Annotated in this window: 15 protein-coding genes and 8 tRNA genes; all 23 read right to left on the minus strand. The window is 30.9% G+C overall.

Annotated elements, in window-relative coordinates; all coding sequences use genetic code 11:
- Window positions 1-44: 44 nt before the first annotated feature.
- Complete coding sequence (spoIIE, locus tag L1S49_RS06625; RefSeq protein ID WP_238903216.1) at window positions 45-2,444, minus strand: stage II sporulation protein E; 2,400 nt, start codon at window positions 2,442-2,444, stop codon at window positions 45-47.
- A gap of 383 nt (window positions 2,445-2,827) precedes the next feature.
- A tRNA-Leu gene (locus L1S49_RS06630) sits at window positions 2,828-2,916 on the minus strand.
- Between the two features lie 18 nt (window positions 2,917-2,934).
- Window positions 2,935-3,011, minus strand: a tRNA-Met gene (locus tag L1S49_RS06635).
- Between the two features lie 6 nt (window positions 3,012-3,017).
- Window positions 3,018-3,093 (minus strand) — tRNA-Met (locus tag L1S49_RS06640).
- A gap of 53 nt (window positions 3,094-3,146) precedes the next feature.
- Window positions 3,147-3,222: transfer RNA gene (locus tag L1S49_RS06645), tRNA-Met, on the minus strand.
- A 4-nt stretch (window positions 3,223-3,226) separates the two neighbouring features.
- Window positions 3,227-3,315, minus strand: a tRNA-Leu gene (locus L1S49_RS06650).
- 22 nt (window positions 3,316-3,337) lie between these two features.
- Window positions 3,338-3,414 (minus strand) — tRNA-Met (locus tag L1S49_RS06655).
- Between the two features lie 6 nt (window positions 3,415-3,420).
- Window positions 3,421-3,496: transfer RNA gene (locus L1S49_RS06660), tRNA-Met, on the minus strand.
- A gap of 4 nt (window positions 3,497-3,500) precedes the next feature.
- Window positions 3,501-3,589 (minus strand) — tRNA-Leu (locus L1S49_RS06665).
- A 158-nt stretch (window positions 3,590-3,747) separates the two neighbouring features.
- A complete protein-coding gene (locus L1S49_RS06670) occupies window positions 3,748-4,158 on the minus strand; it encodes a S1 domain-containing RNA-binding protein (protein ID WP_073020437.1) in 411 nt (136 codons plus the stop codon).
- A gap of 51 nt (window positions 4,159-4,209) precedes the next feature.
- Window positions 4,210-4,497 carry a septum formation initiator family protein gene (locus tag L1S49_RS06675; protein ID WP_238903217.1) on the minus strand — a complete coding sequence of 96 codons (288 nt, stop codon included), beginning with the start codon at window positions 4,495-4,497 and terminating at the stop codon, window positions 4,210-4,212.
- A gap of 84 nt (window positions 4,498-4,581) precedes the next feature.
- Complete coding sequence (gene yabQ, locus L1S49_RS06680) at window positions 4,582-4,974, minus strand: spore cortex biosynthesis protein YabQ (protein WP_073020441.1); 393 nt, start codon at window positions 4,972-4,974, stop codon at window positions 4,582-4,584.
- Between the two features lie 9 nt (window positions 4,975-4,983).
- Entirely contained in the window at window positions 4,984-5,277 is a 294-nt protein-coding gene (yabP, locus tag L1S49_RS06685) for a sporulation protein YabP (protein WP_073020443.1), read from the minus strand.
- A 153-nt stretch (window positions 5,278-5,430) separates the two neighbouring features.
- Entirely contained in the window at window positions 5,431-5,691 is a 261-nt protein-coding gene (locus tag L1S49_RS06690) for an RNA-binding S4 domain-containing protein (RefSeq protein ID WP_073020445.1), read from the minus strand.
- A gap of 55 nt (window positions 5,692-5,746) precedes the next feature.
- The gene (locus L1S49_RS06695; RefSeq protein ID WP_021804417.1) at window positions 5,747-6,022 is read right to left on the minus strand and encodes an HU family DNA-binding protein; all 276 of its coding nucleotides are present in this window, start codon (window positions 6,020-6,022) and stop codon (window positions 5,747-5,749) included.
- Window positions 6,023-6,239: 217 nt separating this feature from the next.
- Window positions 6,240-7,691, minus strand: a complete 1,452-nt coding sequence (gene mazG / locus L1S49_RS06700; RefSeq protein ID WP_238903218.1) for a nucleoside triphosphate pyrophosphohydrolase — start codon at window positions 7,689-7,691, stop codon at window positions 6,240-6,242.
- Window positions 7,692-7,732: 41 nt separating this feature from the next.
- The gene (locus tag L1S49_RS06705) at window positions 7,733-9,271 is read right to left on the minus strand and encodes a polysaccharide biosynthesis protein (protein ID WP_238903219.1); all 1,539 of its coding nucleotides are present in this window, start codon (window positions 9,269-9,271) and stop codon (window positions 7,733-7,735) included.
- Between the two features lie 91 nt (window positions 9,272-9,362).
- Window positions 9,363-9,914, minus strand: a complete 552-nt coding sequence (gene spoVT / locus L1S49_RS06710; RefSeq protein ID WP_073020451.1) for a stage V sporulation protein T — start codon at window positions 9,912-9,914, stop codon at window positions 9,363-9,365.
- A 199-nt stretch (window positions 9,915-10,113) separates the two neighbouring features.
- Window positions 10,114-11,157: a peptidylprolyl isomerase gene (locus tag L1S49_RS06715; RefSeq protein WP_238903220.1), complete on the minus strand. Its 1,044-nt coding sequence runs from the start codon at window positions 11,155-11,157 to the stop codon at window positions 10,114-10,116.
- A 95-nt stretch (window positions 11,158-11,252) separates the two neighbouring features.
- Window positions 11,253-14,765 carry a transcription-repair coupling factor gene (gene mfd, locus L1S49_RS06720; RefSeq protein ID WP_238903221.1) on the minus strand — a complete coding sequence of 1,171 codons (3,513 nt, stop codon included), beginning with the start codon at window positions 14,763-14,765 and terminating at the stop codon, window positions 11,253-11,255.
- A 26-nt stretch (window positions 14,766-14,791) separates the two neighbouring features.
- Window positions 14,792-15,355, minus strand: a complete 564-nt coding sequence (gene pth, locus L1S49_RS06725) for an aminoacyl-tRNA hydrolase (protein ID WP_073020456.1) — start codon at window positions 15,353-15,355, stop codon at window positions 14,792-14,794.
- Between the two features lie 85 nt (window positions 15,356-15,440).
- The gene (locus L1S49_RS06730) at window positions 15,441-16,616 is read right to left on the minus strand and encodes a S1C family serine protease (RefSeq protein WP_073020457.1); all 1,176 of its coding nucleotides are present in this window, start codon (window positions 16,614-16,616) and stop codon (window positions 15,441-15,443) included.
- 13 nt (window positions 16,617-16,629) lie between these two features.
- On the minus strand, window positions 16,630-18,060 hold the full coding sequence (locus tag L1S49_RS06735; RefSeq protein WP_238903222.1) for a HAMP domain-containing sensor histidine kinase: 1,431 nt from the start codon (window positions 18,058-18,060) through the stop codon (window positions 16,630-16,632).
- Window positions 18,061-18,062: the final 2 nt, after the last annotated feature.

Raw genomic sequence — 18,062 nt, forward strand, 5'->3', positions numbered from 1 at the left:
ATAAATAAAAAACCTGGTGTTAGCCAAGTTTTTTATTCAATAACTTAATATAAAGAATATACTTTTGAAGCCACAACTGTCATATCATCTTTACTTTTGCCTCCAGATAGCTCTTTTGCCTTTTCTAATATATCATGAACCATCTCTTTAGGATTAGTAGACTTACACTCTCGTAGATAGTTTACAAGCCATCCAGTGCTTCCACTCTGATCCTTATTTATTTCTAATATACCATCACTTAAGGTTATTATTATATCTCCGCTCTTAACCTTCCTATTTATAATATCAACATCAACCTTATCTAGCACTCCAAATGGCAATGTTTTAGAACTTATTTCTTCTACACTATCTCCACTCTTTATAAAACTAGCAACAGCTCCTATCTTCATAAAACTTATATCTCCAGAGTATAAATCAACAGTATTCATATCTAATGTCGCATATTTCTCATCTTCTGCGAATTTCATATTCATTATAGAGTTAACAGCATTTATTGCTGTCATATTGTTAAATCCTGCTTCAGTAAATTTCTCTATAAGTTCCACAGCTGCCTTTGATTCCTCTCCTGCACCTGGTCCTGACCCCATTCCGTCACTAACTAAGGTCATATAACAACCATCTTTTGTTTTATTGAAAGAATGGCTATCCCCTGTGTACTTTTCTCCCTCCTTACAACTTAAAGCTACATAACTTGCTATATGATATTTAGGTGTTTCTTCTATCAGCACCTTACATTGATTACTCTTTGGGTCAATACTACATCCATCCCCTCCTATACTCATCGGTCTTCCTATTACCTTATTTATTATTGGTAAAGCTTCCTTAACACAATACTGTGCTCCATGACAATTCTCTAAAGTGATTTTTATGTTAATTCTTCCTTTTTTATCTTCATAACAAAACAAATCTAGGTATTTAAAGTTATTTCTGTTAAGTGTCCTTTTTAAACTTCTTTCGAACTCACCACAGAGTTCCATATCTCTGTCTAAGTCTGTCAAAATCTCATCAACAGTATCCGCCATATTTCCTATATGATTTGCTAAAAGCATCCTTCCTTCCTCTAATCTTTTTTTCCACATTTCATTTAATATATGCTTTTCTACTATTTCTTCAGTACTTTTAATAAGTGCATGTTTTTTTACACATTTCTTTTCTAATTCTTCTGGAAATACTAAAACACCTTCTTCTGATGACTTAATTAATTCTGAGAAACTTCCATAGGTACTATATAGTTCTCTTTTCCAACACATGTATTTCATGTCACAATTACTACAAACTCTATCTGCTAAATTTTCTATTAATGCAGCACTTTTATTTTTTAATAACAATTTATTATTATCACCAAAACCCTGCATCACCTCTGACATATCTCCTAATAGTTGCGTAAAATCTCTAAATCTTCTTGTAAATTCCTCCTTTATTTTTGACAAGTGAAACTCTGTATACTTATCTTCTTTTTTCTCTGCATCTATTTCTAACATCAATTTATTTATAAAAGTATTTGGTATAGCTAAAAATATGAAAACAGAGATTAAAGCCTCCACAATCATATATACATCAAATACTTGAGCATAGAGATTTAATATAGAATACATTATCACAAAACATACTGCTGAAAATATTTTTCCTATATCCTTAAATACTCCAACCACCAATCCACATACTCCATATAGAGTTACATAAAGCAGCATCTTATCCATGGTTATTCCTATTATAAGTCCCATACTTATACCCATTGCTGCCCCCAAGGCTCCCTGAGATGTATAGGCTATAATTAAAATAAATACAAGGGCAATTATATTTCTTATACTTATGTTAAGTATAGACATTCCCCCTATTCCAGCAACAGATAAAGAAATTAATATACTTATGCTTATAAGTTCCTCTGAAATAAATATATGATTTGTATTAAATTCTTCCAAGCAGCTTACGCTATACTTTACTATATACGATATACCTTCGATTATTATTGTTAATACTCCTGATAAAACAATTGAACTTATTATCCCATTTCCGTCAATAAAATATTTAAAGATCATCATTGAAAGAAATAAAACAACCCCTCTTCTTATCCCCTCACTTTTACCACCTATCTTTATGTTAACTAAATCTGTGGATACCAATATACATGATGTTATTATATACATCGAAACATCTTCAACCCTATATACTAAAGTTAGGTACCCTAATATAACTCCTGAAGACCCTAATAATTTATACATTTTATCTTTACTACTTTGTAGTGCTAATATATATGCAATTCCAAAAGGAGCTATACTTTCTAACGTAGAGAGATTTAACACCAAGGATATTCTACTAAGTAATATCCCAACCGAAAAAAATATCCCTAACTTTAAGGGAGAATATACAACTCTTAAATCTTTTTTGTTTTTATTCTTGTTCTCTATTCTTTTATAAGTATCTACTTCTAGTCCATACTGCACGTCTACCCCTCCATCCTATTTTTCCAATAAATGTAATTAGATTATAGCAAGATTTTTTTGCAATTTGTGTCATTATGTGTTCTACATAATGATTTTCGTTGGACAAAATTACTTATAATTCACATTATTTATATAAACTCAGCAAAAATCTGTGGATAATATTTAAAGACTTGTGGATTGTTTTATTCCTTAGAAAGACTGGATTTTCAAAGATTATTTTCTCTTTTGAAAAGATTTAATTTTTTGTCGTGTTTTTATTATATTTGAATATTTATATCATACGAATTTAGGAATAAATCATATTTAGGCAGATGAAAGGAATCTAATTGATTAAGTTTCTATAGTAATACAAACAAAAAAACCTACAATATATTGTAGGTTTTTGGTGCTGAAGACCGGAATCGAACCGGTACGGTGTTTAAGCACCGCAGGATTTTAAGTCCTGTGCGTCTGCCAGTTCCGCCACTTCAGCATGTTATATAGTTTTGCGTGGTAGCGGGAACAGGAGTCGAACCTGCGACACTTCGGGTATGAACCGAATGCTCTAGCCAACTGAGCTATCCCGCCACATTATGGTTGCGGGGGCAGGACTTGAACCTACGACCTTCGGGTTATGAGCCCGACGAGCTACCAACTGCTCCACCCCGCGATATTATATTCAGTTTACTCAAAACTATCCCATTACTCATTATATAAATTAAATGGTTGCGGGGACAGGACTTGAACCTATGACCTTCGGGTTATGAGCCCGACGAGCTACCAACTGCTCCACCCCGCGATATTGGTGCTGAAGACCGGAATCGAACCGGTACGGTGTTTAAGCACCGCAGGATTTTAAGTCCTGTGCGTCTGCCAGTTCCGCCACTTCAGCATTTTATTTTATATAGTTTGTATGGTAGCGGGAACAGGAGTCGAACCTGCGACACTTCGGGTATGAACCGAATGCTCTAGCCAACTGAGCTATCCCGCCGTATTATGGTTGCGGGGGCAGGACTTGAACCTACGACCTTCGGGTTATGAGCCCGACGAGCTACCAACTGCTCCACCCCGCGATATTGGTGCTGAAGACCGGAATCGAACCGGTACGGTGTTTAAGCACCGCAGGATTTTAAGTCCTGTGCGTCTGCCAGTTCCGCCACTTCAGCCTATATTGTCCTAAGCCATTCAGCCGGGACAACAAAATTAATTATAATCTAGGATATGATTTATGTCAACACTTTTCGCAAAAAATTTAATTCACATGTTATTATGGCATAAACAAAGGCTTCTAGTGCACCTAGAAGCCTAATTTAAACAATACTATTTAACCTGAATTTTTTCTTCCTCTACCTTTGAATTCTTGATTTTTCTTAACGTCTTGAAGCCTTTCTTCGCTATCCTTTAAAAACTTTGACATAATATCTTCAAAGTTTTCAGTAGATTGAGATGGCTTCTTTTTATCTGACACCCAATCAATTTCTACTGGTTTTACACTTTTCTTTTGAGGATTAGCTTGCTTAATAGATAAGCTAATTTTTCCATTATCATCAATTGAAATAACTTTAACTTTAACTTTATCTTGTTCTTTTAGATGTTGTCTAATGTCTTTTACAAAAGAATCAGCTACTTCTGATATATGAACTAATCCTGTTTTTCCCTCCACCTCAACAAATGCGCCAAAGTTTGTGATGTTTACTACTGTACCTTCTAAAATGTTTCCTGCCACTAAGGTCATGTTTAAAAGACTCCTCCTTAAAATTATATATATGTTATAAAATAATAACCTTTATTTTGAGCTTGAACTTCCATTACTATTATTGACAACTTTTTCTCCATCTTTAACTAATCCTAGTCTTTCTCGTGCCAATTTTTCTGCAAATTCATCTGTATTTATACTATCCACTTTTTGTTGAAGTAATTCATTCTCTTTTTCTAAAGCTTCAAGCTTATTCTGTCTCTCAGATACCTGTTTACTTAGTTTTTTAATAGCATTTTCTTGTCTTACTACACTAAAACAAAATATAGCAAGCAAAAAAACTATTACTATGTTTTTAAGGGTAATTCGTTTTGCCATACATATTCCCCCGATTTAAAATAATAATGAATCTTATACTCTATTTTAAATACAATGAGGTATATATTCAAGCTATTTTTAAATTTATTTACTTTTTTCAAATATTTTATAAATAATTATCTTACAAATATATATGAAATTTTTTATAATTACTCTCGAGCCTTTACCAGCTTTTCTTGCGCTACTTCTCTCGACTTTCAATATATATGAGCTTAAGGTTTTCATATACACTATAAACCCCAATACAATACCTATATATACATATAATCCTAGGAAGGCATAATTTGTATATAACAAAAAGGTGAATACTATTAATCCACAAAGCCCTCCAAAAAGTACATCTTCTATAATCACAATAGCCCTAGGAGCCCCAACTCCTCTTATTAGCCTATATCCATCAAATAATACTCCAGTTAAAATTCCGCCCAATATACTAAATAAAACTATATTATATTGGATACTAGTAGGTAATAACATGATCTCCTCCTACTTAAAAAGCCTTTTTAATAAGGCTTCCTTTTCTTTTTTTGCCTCTTTACTTGAATATACTATACTATAAACTAACCCTATTATCATTACATCCCCATTTTGTACATCAAGTTTATTCATTTTAAGTCCTTGTCCTTTTATAATTAACATTCCCCCGTTCGTATTTAGCTCTATTTTTTCTTCATCAAAGCTTAATACTTCCATTACCCCTGTCAAATCTAATCTTTTTCTATTTTCAAGATGTATAGAATTCTTATTTTCTTCAAGATTTAAATCTTTTCTACTTTCCATAATTTCTCCTCTTCATAATATTTCTATAAGAATATATGACTTTCATCTAGTGTATATTCTATTATAGTCATCTTTTATATGTGAAAATTTATAAAAAATAAAAAAAATGACCGAATACTAACTTTATATGAAGTCAGTACTCAGTCTATAATTTTATTCTTTATCTTCTTCACCTTCTAATATCTCATACAAATCTCTTGCTTCATCTTTTTTTACATGTTCAGAAACATTCAATATTTTAGCTTTTAACTTTTTATTTGCAAAAGTTATTTCTATAATATCTCCTTCTTTTATGTCAGTAGATGGTTTAGCTACTTTTCCATTAATAGAAACTCTTCCACTTTCACAAGCTTCCTTTGCAACTGTTCTTCTTTTAATTATTCTAGAAACCTTTAAATATTTGTCTAATCTCAAAATTAAATTCCTCCTATAATACAAAAACCCGAGAAATTCTCGGGTTCACAAACTACTATTTGCTAACTGTATCTTTAAATTCTTTTCCAGCTTTGAAAACAGGAACTGTAGAAGCTGGGATTTGGATAGTTTCCTTAGTTCTAGGATTTCTTCCTTCTCTTGCAGCTCTTTCCCTTGTTTCAAAAGTTCCAAATCCAACTAATTGGACTTTTTCTCCGTTAGCTAATGCTTCTTGAACACTTTCTATGAATCCCTTTAAAGCTGCTTCTGCATCTTTCTTAGTTAGTTTGCTTTTTTCTGAAATACTAGTGATTAATTCTGCTTTATTCACGATTACATCCTCCTTAAACATAGAGATATTTAATTATTACTGTAGTCTTTTTTATGTACAATACTACATTATCATATTATATACCTAGTTTTATACCTAGTCTATAGAATAATAGATATTTAATACAAAAAAGGCATATTTATGATTAAGTAGCAATACATTTATTTATTTTAATATATATATTCTCCTTAAAAGGCGGTTTTCCTTCACTATTATACTACTTTTTTAGTTTTTTTGCATCTTCCCACAACTTATTCATTTCATCTAAAGACATTTCTTTCATATCTTTGTTGAGTTCTTTAGCTTTTTCTTCTATAAAAGAGAATCTTTTAATGAACTTTTCTGTGGTTTTATTTAATGCAAGTTCTCCGTCTATATCAAGGAATCTACATATATTTACACAAGCAAATATTAAATCTCCCACTTCTTCTGTTATTATTTCCTTATTTTGCCCATTATATACTTCTTTTATTTCATTTAATTCTTCAATTACTTTATCCATTGCTTCTTCAACTTCATCCCAGTCAAAACCAACTTTTTTAGCTTTCTTTTGAACTTTATTAGCTCTAATTAATGCTGGTAGACTTCTGGCTATAGCTCTCATCTCTTCTGTAATACTATCTATTCCTTTTTCTTTCTTCTTTAGTTCATCCCAATTCTCTAAAACCTTGCTAGAAGTATTTATACTTTCTCCTCCAAATACATGAGGGTGTCTGTATATCATTTTATTACAAATTCCTTCTATAACATCATTTATAGAGAAAAACTCTTCTTCCTTTCCTATACTTGCGTGGAAAACTACTTGAAGAAGCACATCTCCTAATTCTTCTATAATAGCATCATCATCTTCGCTTTCTATTGCATCTATAACTTCATAACTTTCCTCTATTAGTGCAGATTTTAAACTTTCATGAGTTTGTTCTCTATCCCAAGGACATCCATCCTCACCTCTTAAAGTTTCTATTATGTTTACTAAATCATAAAAATCTTTTTTGTTGCCTAAATCTTTTGGTATATATATTGAAGTCAAATAGTCTATATCTTCCTGCCTATCTAATTCGTATAAAGGCATTTTTCTTATACTCTCCATACCCTTAATTCCAGCAGCTCTTACAAAGAATATCTGAGTATCATCATTATAATACTCAGAAAGTTTTAATTTAACCTCTGAAGCTATAAACGGGTTATATACTTGAGTTATTATGGTCCCTATTCTCTTGTCAAGAATTTGGCTATCAAGTTCAAAGGCATCAAGAATTTTTAAACCTTCTATTGGATCTATCTTTAATGCCTCCATCATAACGTCAACAAAGCTTACTGCTGGTATAATCTTGTATTCAATATTTCTTTCTTCACAAATATTTATAATATTAAATACGGACTTTTCTGCAACTAATGGATGCCCTGGCACTGCATAAACTAAATCTCCAATTTTATCATGCTCTTCTATTAAATCTTTAGCTATATTTTCGTATACTTCATCAAAAGATGATCCTTCTTCATATTTTGAATCATAGGTTTCAAACAAAAAATTTCTTTTACTTAAGTATTCTACTGTAGGATGCTTTTCCGTCCTTAGAAATATTCTATTACAATTTTCTAGCACATCTAATGTCCCTAATGTTAAAGCTTCTGGTGCCCCAGGCCCTAATCCAACTATTGTTATCATTAAATAATCTCCTCTTTTCCCTGTATATATTAAATTATAACTTAGGTATTTCTATTTAATCTACTCCTAATAATATCATAATTAAATACTCCAAAAATAATTATTAGTGTTATATATATAATAATACCTAAAAATATTGAAATTAAGCAAGCGAGAGAAGAACTCTTTAAAATATATGCTAAAGGGATATAACTTCCCATTACTCCAACACTCATTATGATGGTTGCAAATGCTGGTTTTACCAATATCTCATAGAATGGAATTTTGACTGACATACTTGTCTTTAATGTAATTAAGTTTAATATAGAGGATATTAAATATGCAGATACACTTGCAATAACCGCTCCATATATATTTATTTCATTTATAGAAACCAAGGTATTTGTTATTACTATTTTAATAACACATCCTATGAATAAATTAATTACAGGCAATATATATTTCCCTATCCCTTGTAATATGGCTGTTGTTGTCTGTGCTAAAATAATAAATGGTATTGATATAGAAAGATATTTTAATATCTCATAACCTTCATATTTTCCTGGAAACAAAATCTGCATTATTGGCTGCGCTAAAAAAAATAATCCTGCAAAACACGGTAGTCCAATTGCAAAAGATAGCTTTAATGACATGTTTACTTTCGATTCAACTTCTCTCTTATTTTTAAGAATAAAATTTTCTGCTATGATTGGAACTAAAGAGGCACATAAGGCTACAGATAAGGTTAATGGTATATTGGTTAATACAGCAGCCTTGCCCGTTAACTGTGCATATAATATGGTAGCACCCTTTTTATCAAATCCTGCCTCTAATAACCTCTGTGGCACTAATACAGAGTCTATTAAGCCCATCACGCTTCCTACAGTTGCCCCAAGAGATATAGGAATAGATATCTTTAGTAGTCTTGTTAATATCTCTGGATTAAAGTTAACCTTTTTTACTCCACTTTCTTTCCTAATCTTTCTATATTTAAAGAATAAGTATCCTCCCCCTAATATCCCTCCAGCTGTGGCTCCAAATGCTGCTCCACCTGCAGAGTACTCTATTCCTCTAGGAAGTAACAATATAGCTAGTCCAACTCCAACTAGGATTCTAGTGATTTGTTCTATTAATTGTGATATTGCTGATGGGGTCATATTCTGAAGCCCTTGGAAAAACCCTCTGTATATTGTCATAAAAGACATCGCCATAGGTGCAAATGCTATTCCCATTAAAGAGTAGTAGGCATTATCTTCCCATTTTAACAATGTTATAAGAGGTTTCGCTCCAAAGAATAAAAATAAACTAGTACCAACCCCTAAAATTATCATTAACAAAAAGGCTTCCTTTATAATCTCAAAGGCTGCCTTATCATTTCCAAGTGCATTATTCTCAGAAACCATTTTAGATATAGCAACAGGTACACCCGACGCTACTGCTATAAAAAACATATATAAAGGATATGACATTTGATAATATCCTACCCCTTCATCTCCTATTAACATAATTAATGGCCATCTAAAAAATATTCCTAAAAACTTTGCTAATATCCCTGCCATGCCTAAAATAATACTTCCTTTTATAAGGGATTGTTTCTTCATATAAAAACCTCCACATTGATACTGTTACTAATAATTTTTATTTCAATGGTGGAGGTATTATTCTACTTTAACATAAATAAAATCAATTTTTCTATTGTTCCATTTGTTTTCCTAAAAACGATGCAGCTGTTTCTGCAAGTTTCATTTCTAAATCTCCTAGTTTTTCAGAACTATCTTTAGAAAGAATGATTACGGCCCCAATAGCATCTCCCTCAGCAATTATAGGAGATATAACTTGATAATTATATTTGCCTTCTTCTTCGTCATTATAAAGTGGTATTACCTTACCTCCTCCTTCTCCTAATAGAACTGGTTTTCTATCTTCCATGACTTTTTCTAAATCATTAGATATTTTCTTTTCTACATATTCTTTCTTTGAACTACCACTAACTGATATAAAAGCATCCTTGTCAGCGATAAGTATTATATGACCTATAGATTGTTGTAGTGATTCTGCGTATTCCTTTGAGAAGTCTGTTAGTTCGCCAATAGGAGAATATTTTTTTAATATTACCCCACCTTCTCTATCTGTGAAAATTTCAAGAGGGTCTCCCTCTCTTATTCTCAAAGTCCTTCTTATTTCTTTTGGAATAACTACTCTACCTAAATCGTCAATTCTTCTAACTATGCCTGTAGCTTTCATCCTTAGCGTCCCTCCTATTTATATTTATATTTTTTATTTACAATACTATTATTTTTCTAAATGAGATTTTTATACGTAAAAATGGTTATATTTATTTTTATTTACAGTGCTCATTGAATTTTGTCAATTATGGAATATAAAAAAAGGCATAATTAAAGAGCCCATGCAAATAATTGCAATGAGCTCTTTTTTATTAATTTTATACTTTATCTTCGTAAGTTTTTACATTAAGTTCTTTTTTCCAATCTTCTAACTTAGTATTGTATGCTTCATTTTGTTTTTGTTGAGTTAATGTTTCTGTTATCTTATCTTTTACTGTATCAAATTCTTGAACTTTATCTTCGCTTTGAACATCAGTTACTTTTATTATATGATATCCAAATTGACTCTTAACAGGAGCTGATATTTCTCCTTCTTTTAAGTTCTTAAATCCATCCATAAATTCTTTAACATATTGAGTTGAAGAATAATCAATATGACCTAAACTTCCACCTGACGTTGCTGAGCCAGTGTCATCTGATTCAGCTTTTGCAAGCTCCTCAAAGTTTGCGCCGCCATTAAGCTTAGACTTTATTTCATCTATTTTTGCCTTAGCTTTTGAGTCTTCCTCAGCTGTTGCTTCTGTACTAGCATCATTAAACTTAGCTAATATATGAGCTACAGTAGCTCCAGCACCTTGTGTATAAGTTGCTTTATTTGCTTCATAGTATACTTTAGCATCATCTTCAGTTACTTTTACATCTTTAGTTATCTCATCATAAACCTTATTCATTGTTTCATTTTCTTTAATCATTTTCTTAAGAGCATCCATATCAAGTCCATAAGCTGTAAGAGCTTCGTTTAATTTATCTTCTCCACCATAAACTTCTTTATATTGTTCTAATTGCTCATCTACCACTTTATTTAATTCATCTTCTGTTGGAGCAACACCTAGTTCATTAGCCTTATTTAATAGAATTTTTTGTTGAACTAATTGCTCTAATGCACTTTTTCTTTGTTCAGTTAAAGTACTTTTAGCAGTTTCATTGTTTTCATAATCATCCCCATACTGTTCTTTAAGTTGAGTGATTACAGATTGAATTTGCTGATCTACATCCCCTAGTGTTATCTTTTCACTTCCTACTTTTGCTACAACTGTCTTCTTTATAGCCTCTGGTGTTTTCTGTATCATGCTGCATCCAGCTACAGATACACCTATAACTCCTACTATTAAAAGTCCTAATATTTTTCTGAATTTTTTCAACTTCTCCCTCACCTTTCATTATATAAGTTAAAGTAAACATAACCTTAGTATAACAATATTATGTGTCAAATTCAAAACAATAAGAAAATATTTCTTTATCCTAAATCTTCAGTTAATGAATTTAATAACTCTTTTATATCTAACAACATATTTTCATTTTTAGCTTCATTAACTTTATACACAAAAGATGGTTTTTCTCCTAAGCGTATATAAACTTCTTTTTTGTAATTATCAAGTATTCTTTTGTAAACTGAACTTTTAATCCTATCTCTGTTTTGGAACATGAAATGAATATCTTCATTTTTTTCCTTAACTTCTTCAACCCCTAAAGATTTAGCTTTGCTTTTTATATATGCTATATCCATTAAATTATATACGGGTTGTGGAATAGCTGAATATCTATCCTCTAGTTCTTCTTTAATATCATCATAATCCTCTTGATTTTCTATAGCTGCTATTTTCTTATATATAGATATCTTTTGTATCTCATCCTCTATATATTCTCCTGATATAAAAGCATCAACCTTCACATCTACGGTTGTTTCAATAGGCTCTTGTTCTATATCGCCCTTAATTAACTTTATAGTATCTTCAAGCATTCTGCAATATAAATCATATCCAACTGATGCCATATGACCATGCTGAGCTGACCCCATCATGTTTCCAGCTCCTCTTATCTCTAAATCTCTCATTGCAATCTTAAAGCCTGAACCTAATTCTGTAAAGTCTTTTAACGCTTTTAATCTCTTTTCTGCCACCTCAGTTAATACTTTATCCTTTTTATAAGTAAAATAAGCATAAGCTATTCTATTACTTCTTCCAACTCTTCCTCTTAACTGATAAAGCTGCGATAAACCCATTTTATCTGAATCATATACTATCATGGTATTTACATTTGGTATATCAATTCCTGTTTCAATAATTGTAGTACACAAAAGTATATCATATTCTCTATTCATGAAAGCAACCATTTCTTTTTCTAATTCTTTCTCTGTCATCTGTCCATGAATTATTGTCACCTTGCCTTCCGGCACAAGATCAGCTATATATTTAGCCATTTTTGATATATCTTCAACTCTATTATAAACAAAGAAAACTTGCCCTTCTCTATTTATTTCTCTAAGTATAGCATCTCTGATTAACTGATCATTTTGTTCAACTACATAAGTCTGAATAGGATATCTCTCCTCAGGAGGTGTCTCTATAACAGATATATCTCTTACTCCAGTTAAAGACATGTGAAGTGTTCTTGGAATTGGAGTTGCACTTAAAGTTAATACATCAACATTTTTCTTCACATTTTTAATTTTTTCTTTTTGGGTAACACCAAATCTCTGCTCTTCATCTACTATTAATAAACCTAAGTCTTTAAACTCTATATCTTTAGAAACAAGTCTGTGAGTACCTATTAATATATCTACATTTCCTTCTTTTAAAGCCTTTAAGGTTTCCTTTTGTTGCTTTGTAGTTCTAAATCTGCTTACCATATCAATCTTTATAGGAAAATCCGAAAACCTTCTCTTCATATTATTATAATGTTGATCTGCTAAAATTGTTGTAGGAACTAAAAAAGCAACTTGTTTCCCATCCATAACCGCTTTAAACGCTGCTCTTATAGCTACTTCTGTTTTCCCATATCCAACATCACCGCAAAGAAGTCTGTCCATAGGCTTATCTGATTCCATATCCTTCTTTATCTCTTGTAATGATGTTAATTGGTCAGGTGTTTCCTCATATGGAAATTCTTCTTCAAATTGATTTTGCCACTGTGTATCTTTAGAATACTTGTATCCCTTAAGGGTAGATCTTGCAGCATAAAGTTTTACTAATTCTTGTGCTATATCATTAATTGAATTTTTAACCTTAGCTTTAGCTTTTTGCCACTCATTTCCCCCTAATTTATTTACCTTAGGAGATTTACCTTCACTACCGATATACTTTTGTATCATATCTAATTGATCTACAGGAACATATAACTTGTCACCTTTGTCATAAAGTATATCTAAGTAATCCCTTTTATGACCACCTACTTCTATTTGTTTGATTCCCTTATATACACCAATACCATGATTTACGTGAACTACATAATCTCCTGGTTTTAAATCAGCAAAACTTTTTATTTTGCCTATACCTTTTTGTTTAGAAGGTCTTTTGGTAAGTTTTCTTTTAGCCTCTCCAAATACTTCTTTATCAGATATAACACATATTCTAAGGTCAGGATATTCAAAACCTTTTATAAGATTTCCAAAGGTTATAACAACTTCACCAAATTCTATAGAAGATATATCATCTTTGTATACACTCTCTATCCCTCTATCTCTAAGAGTTTGTACCAAACGTTCTCCTCTACTTCTTGTACCTGATAAAATAACTGTTTTATATCCTTTTTGTTTTTTATCTTTTATATCTTCAATTAAAAAATCTAATTGCCCTTGATAATTGTGAAGTGTAATCTGTGAAATATTTTTTATATCTAAAGGCGCCAAAAATGTTCTTCCTTTAGTTAAAGCATCTATAGTAACAACTTTACTATTTTCAATCATGCTATTAAGGATATCTTTTCCTAACAGTAAATTCCCTTGTGATGGTAATATATCTCCTCTATACAAGAACCCTTCATAATTCTCTTTAAACTCAAAATATAAACTTTCTAATTTACCTTCACATCTCTGAGTATCGTCCATAATAATTAAATAATCTTCAGCATATTGGAATAGATTCCACGGTTTTTCATATAAAAAGGGTAAATAACTCTCAATAGTCTCAAAACTATAAGCTTCCTTTAAACTCTCAAGATTACTTCTAATTATTCCTGTTAATTTCTTTACTATATCCTTTTCTTCTTTTCTATTTTCTACAACACTTTTAAACTCTGTCTCAATAGCCTCAACAGCACTATTTAAGACTTCTGAATTCACAATTATCTCTTTAGCAGGAAATACTTCTATCTCTTTAACCTTAGAAATACTTCTTTGCGTTTCTATATTAAAGCTTCTTATAGATTCTATCTCATCGCCAAAAAACTCTACTCTATAGGGGATTCCATATTGAGGTGGAAATATATCTAATATTCCTCCTCTTAATGAGAACTGCCCTTTTCCTTCTACTATATCTACTCTTTCATAACCACTTTCAATTAAAAGGTTTACTAGCTCATCTGTATTTACTTCCTCTGAGGTTTTTAGTTTAATAAAATGTTTTAAATATAGTTCCTTTGGAGTATACAAAGCAGCAAGACTATCCACAGATGTTACTATGATTTTCTTTTTGCTATCTAACATCTCTTTTATAACCTTGAGCCTTGCCCACCTTAAGTCTCCTGAAATAGCATCTATATTATAAAAAACTACTTCTTTTGCAGGTAAATAAAACACATCCAGTTGAAAAAGATTCAAGTCTTCATATAAGTTTCTAGCTTCAATATCGGAATGTGTTACCACTAATAGTGGCTTATCTTGAGTTTCATATATTCCATTAATAAAATAACTTTTTCCTGATTCTCCTAATCCATATACTCCTATAGGATAAATATCTTTCTCTATACTTTTTATAATACCTTGAAAATCCTTATAGGATTTCAGAGGTTCCATTAACCCCCCTAATCGCATGTCACTACACCACCATTCAAATACTTCTATATAGAAAAACTATTATATTTGTTCATAGCTTCAACTTCGTCGTTTTTAATTATTTCTTCAGTTGCTAAAGCTGATACTTCTATGACTTTTTGTAATTTCTCCATCTCTTCTTGAGAAAACTTTCCTAATACATGAGATACTAAATCTCCTTTAGGTTGTCCTACACCTATTTTAATTCTTGGGAATACATCACTATTTAGGTGTGCAACTATGCTCTTTATCCCATTATGCCCACCAGCGCTACCTTTTCCTCTTATTCTGACTCTCCCAACTTCAAGACTTATATCATCATATATCACTATTACCTGTTCATTAGATATCTTATAAAAATCTACTACTTCTCTAATACTCTCTCCACTTAAATTCATGTAAGTACTAGGTTTTAAAAGTATAACCTTTTCTCCAGATATCCTACCTTCCCCATACTCACCTTTAAATTTTTTCCTATTAATCTCTATATTATACTTTTCTCCTAAATAATCTATAGCATTAAATCCAATATTATGTCTTGTATTTCTATATTCTGCTCCTGGATTACCTAATCCAACTATTAAATACATGTAAATATCCTCCAAAATAAAAAATCAACTATATCTATAATATAATATTCACAGATAATAATAAAGAGACTTCATTCAAAGTCTCTCATAAAACTAATTTGTATTTTACAAGTGTGAGCACCAAATCCATGTTCTCAGCACCTCTTAATACTCTACAGCTAATATTATCTCCAATATTATGTTTTTTTATTATATTGTCTATATCATCAATACTTCTTATTTTTTGATTATCTAGCTCTATTATTATGTCAGTTGGTCTTATCCCTGCATTAGCAACACTACTTTCGGGATATACCCATTCAACATATATTCCATTAATTCCTTCTTCATTTAATGAACTAGTTGCTCCTCCAATAAAGCCTAAATCCATTTTTTCAGCGTTACCAGTATCAATTATAGATCTTACTATAGATTCTAGTTCGCTTCCTCCAACTACAACACTTAATCCATACTTTGAATGTTTATCTATAAAGTCCAAAGAATTAATCCCTATTATGTCACCATTTAAGTTACAAAGGGGACCTCCATTATTCTCTTCATTTACAATTGTGTTATTCTGGATACTTTTAAATATCTTTTGTTCTTTGCTACTACTTGATGTATCTAGAGTTAAGCTGGTTGAATTAATTATTCCAGAGCTAACAAATCCTACATAATCATTTGCACTAGCATTTCCAAGGGAAACTACCCTGTCTCCTGCTCTTATATCCTTATCATTTGCAAATTTACTAACTGGATAATTACCGCCTTCAATTTTAATAACTGCTATATCTAATTGTTCATAAGAACCAATTAACTTAGCCACTTGTGTGCTAGAAGCCACTGAAGAAAGTTTAACATATATGTTACTAAAACTTTTTATAGAACTATAGCTTGTGACTATATACCCCTCATTATCTATAATAACTCCAGTAATATTTTGTTGATTATAGCCATTTTTCTTCAATTTATCAGTATCGTCCGATATGCTAACTAAAGATGGTCCAACCTTAGATATTATTTCAGATAAATAAACATAATTTAAGTTTTGTTCTTCTACTGTAATATCCTTTTTAATTGAACTAGTTAATCCTAATTCCTCAATTTTTTTATCAACTATCACATTCGATGTAATAATTCCTGTTGCTATAGAAACAGCTACAAGAGCTGCACTTTTAGAAAGTAATTGTATTGTATGCTTCTTTTTATTTCTTTTGAAACTTATAGGTGCTTCATCATTCTTATTAGTATAAGTATGTGAATATTTTTCATCTTTAGACATTTAGCACCTCACTTTAATTAGATTTTGATAGTGTAAAAGTAAAAACTACACCAGAATTATCTTTTTCATTTTCCACCCATATATCTTGACCATGTTGAGTGATTATTTCTCTTACAATAGATAATCCAAGCCCTGTACTCATTTTATTAGTTCTAGATTTATCAGCCTTATAAAATCTATTCCATATATTATGTATCTCTGAATCTTTTAATACAATACCTTCATTCGCTACACTTATATAGATTTTATTTCCTTTACTTCTAGTAGTAATTTTAATATTTCCACCTTCATTAGCATACTTTATTGCATTATCAACAATGTTAGTTATAACTTGAATAATCCTATCTAAATCGCCTAAAACGAAATCTCTTTTTCCTTCAAAAACAACTTCAACTTTAACCTTCTTCTCCAAAATCTTACTTTCAAGATTCATGACTACAGTTTTTATAATATCATTAATCTCAATTTCTCGTATTTTAAGTTCCATCTTTCCTGCTTCCATTGCTGATAAATCTAAGAGCTCATTTACTAATCTTGTAAGTCTTTGTATTTCATCATAAACAATCCTAAGATAATAGTTTTCTTTATCTTTAGGTATTACTCCATCTAAAATCCCAGCTATAAATCCCTTTATTGAGGTTATAGGTGATCTAAGTTCATGAGAAACATTAGAAATAAATTCTCTTCTATTATTATCAACCTTTTCTAAAGACTCAGCCATAAAATTGAAAGATTCGGCAAGTTCCTGCATCTCATCTTTAGACCTTATATCAACTCGCTGTCCAACCTCGCCTTTTGCTAGTCTTTTTGCTGCTCTATTTATTTCATCCAATGGATCTATTAATATTTTCTGTGCTAACATATTTATGACAATTGCTGATACGGTTACTGCTATTATTGCAGATAACCAAATTATAAAATAGAACCTATTTAGTGGAGCTTTTATTTTCTCCAAAGGTGTTACCATTGCAATAAACCCATAATAATAGTTATTACTTATTATTGGCTTATAATAAATATAATCTGAAACATCGAGAAATTTGTTAGAATTAGTTCTATCCTCAATAGAATCTCCTTGCTTTAATTGTTCAATCTCTTCTGATGATAAATACATCTGTTGATACTTCATATTGATATAATTATCGTTTGAAACCTTATAAATATAGCCTAAACTATCAACTAAAATTATGTCTATTGACAAAGTATCTGAAACATTAGTAATAGCATAATTTAAATTGTTCACAGAATCTGTTTTATTATTTGCATAATAATCTGTAACAGCTGATGATATACGTTGCGCTTGCTTATCTAACAAGTCCTTTCGTTGATCAAAATAATATCCTTTAAACCAAAAGGATAAAACTGCCGCAATTATTGTAAAGGATAATGCTACAATTAAAGTTACTGTCACAAGTAGTTTAGATACTAAACTATTTTTCTTCATCA

Source organism: Clostridium sp. YIM B02506, assembly GCF_022324845.1.
GTDB classification, from domain to species: Bacteria; Bacillota; Clostridia; order Clostridiales; family Clostridiaceae; genus Clostridium_T; species Clostridium_T intestinale.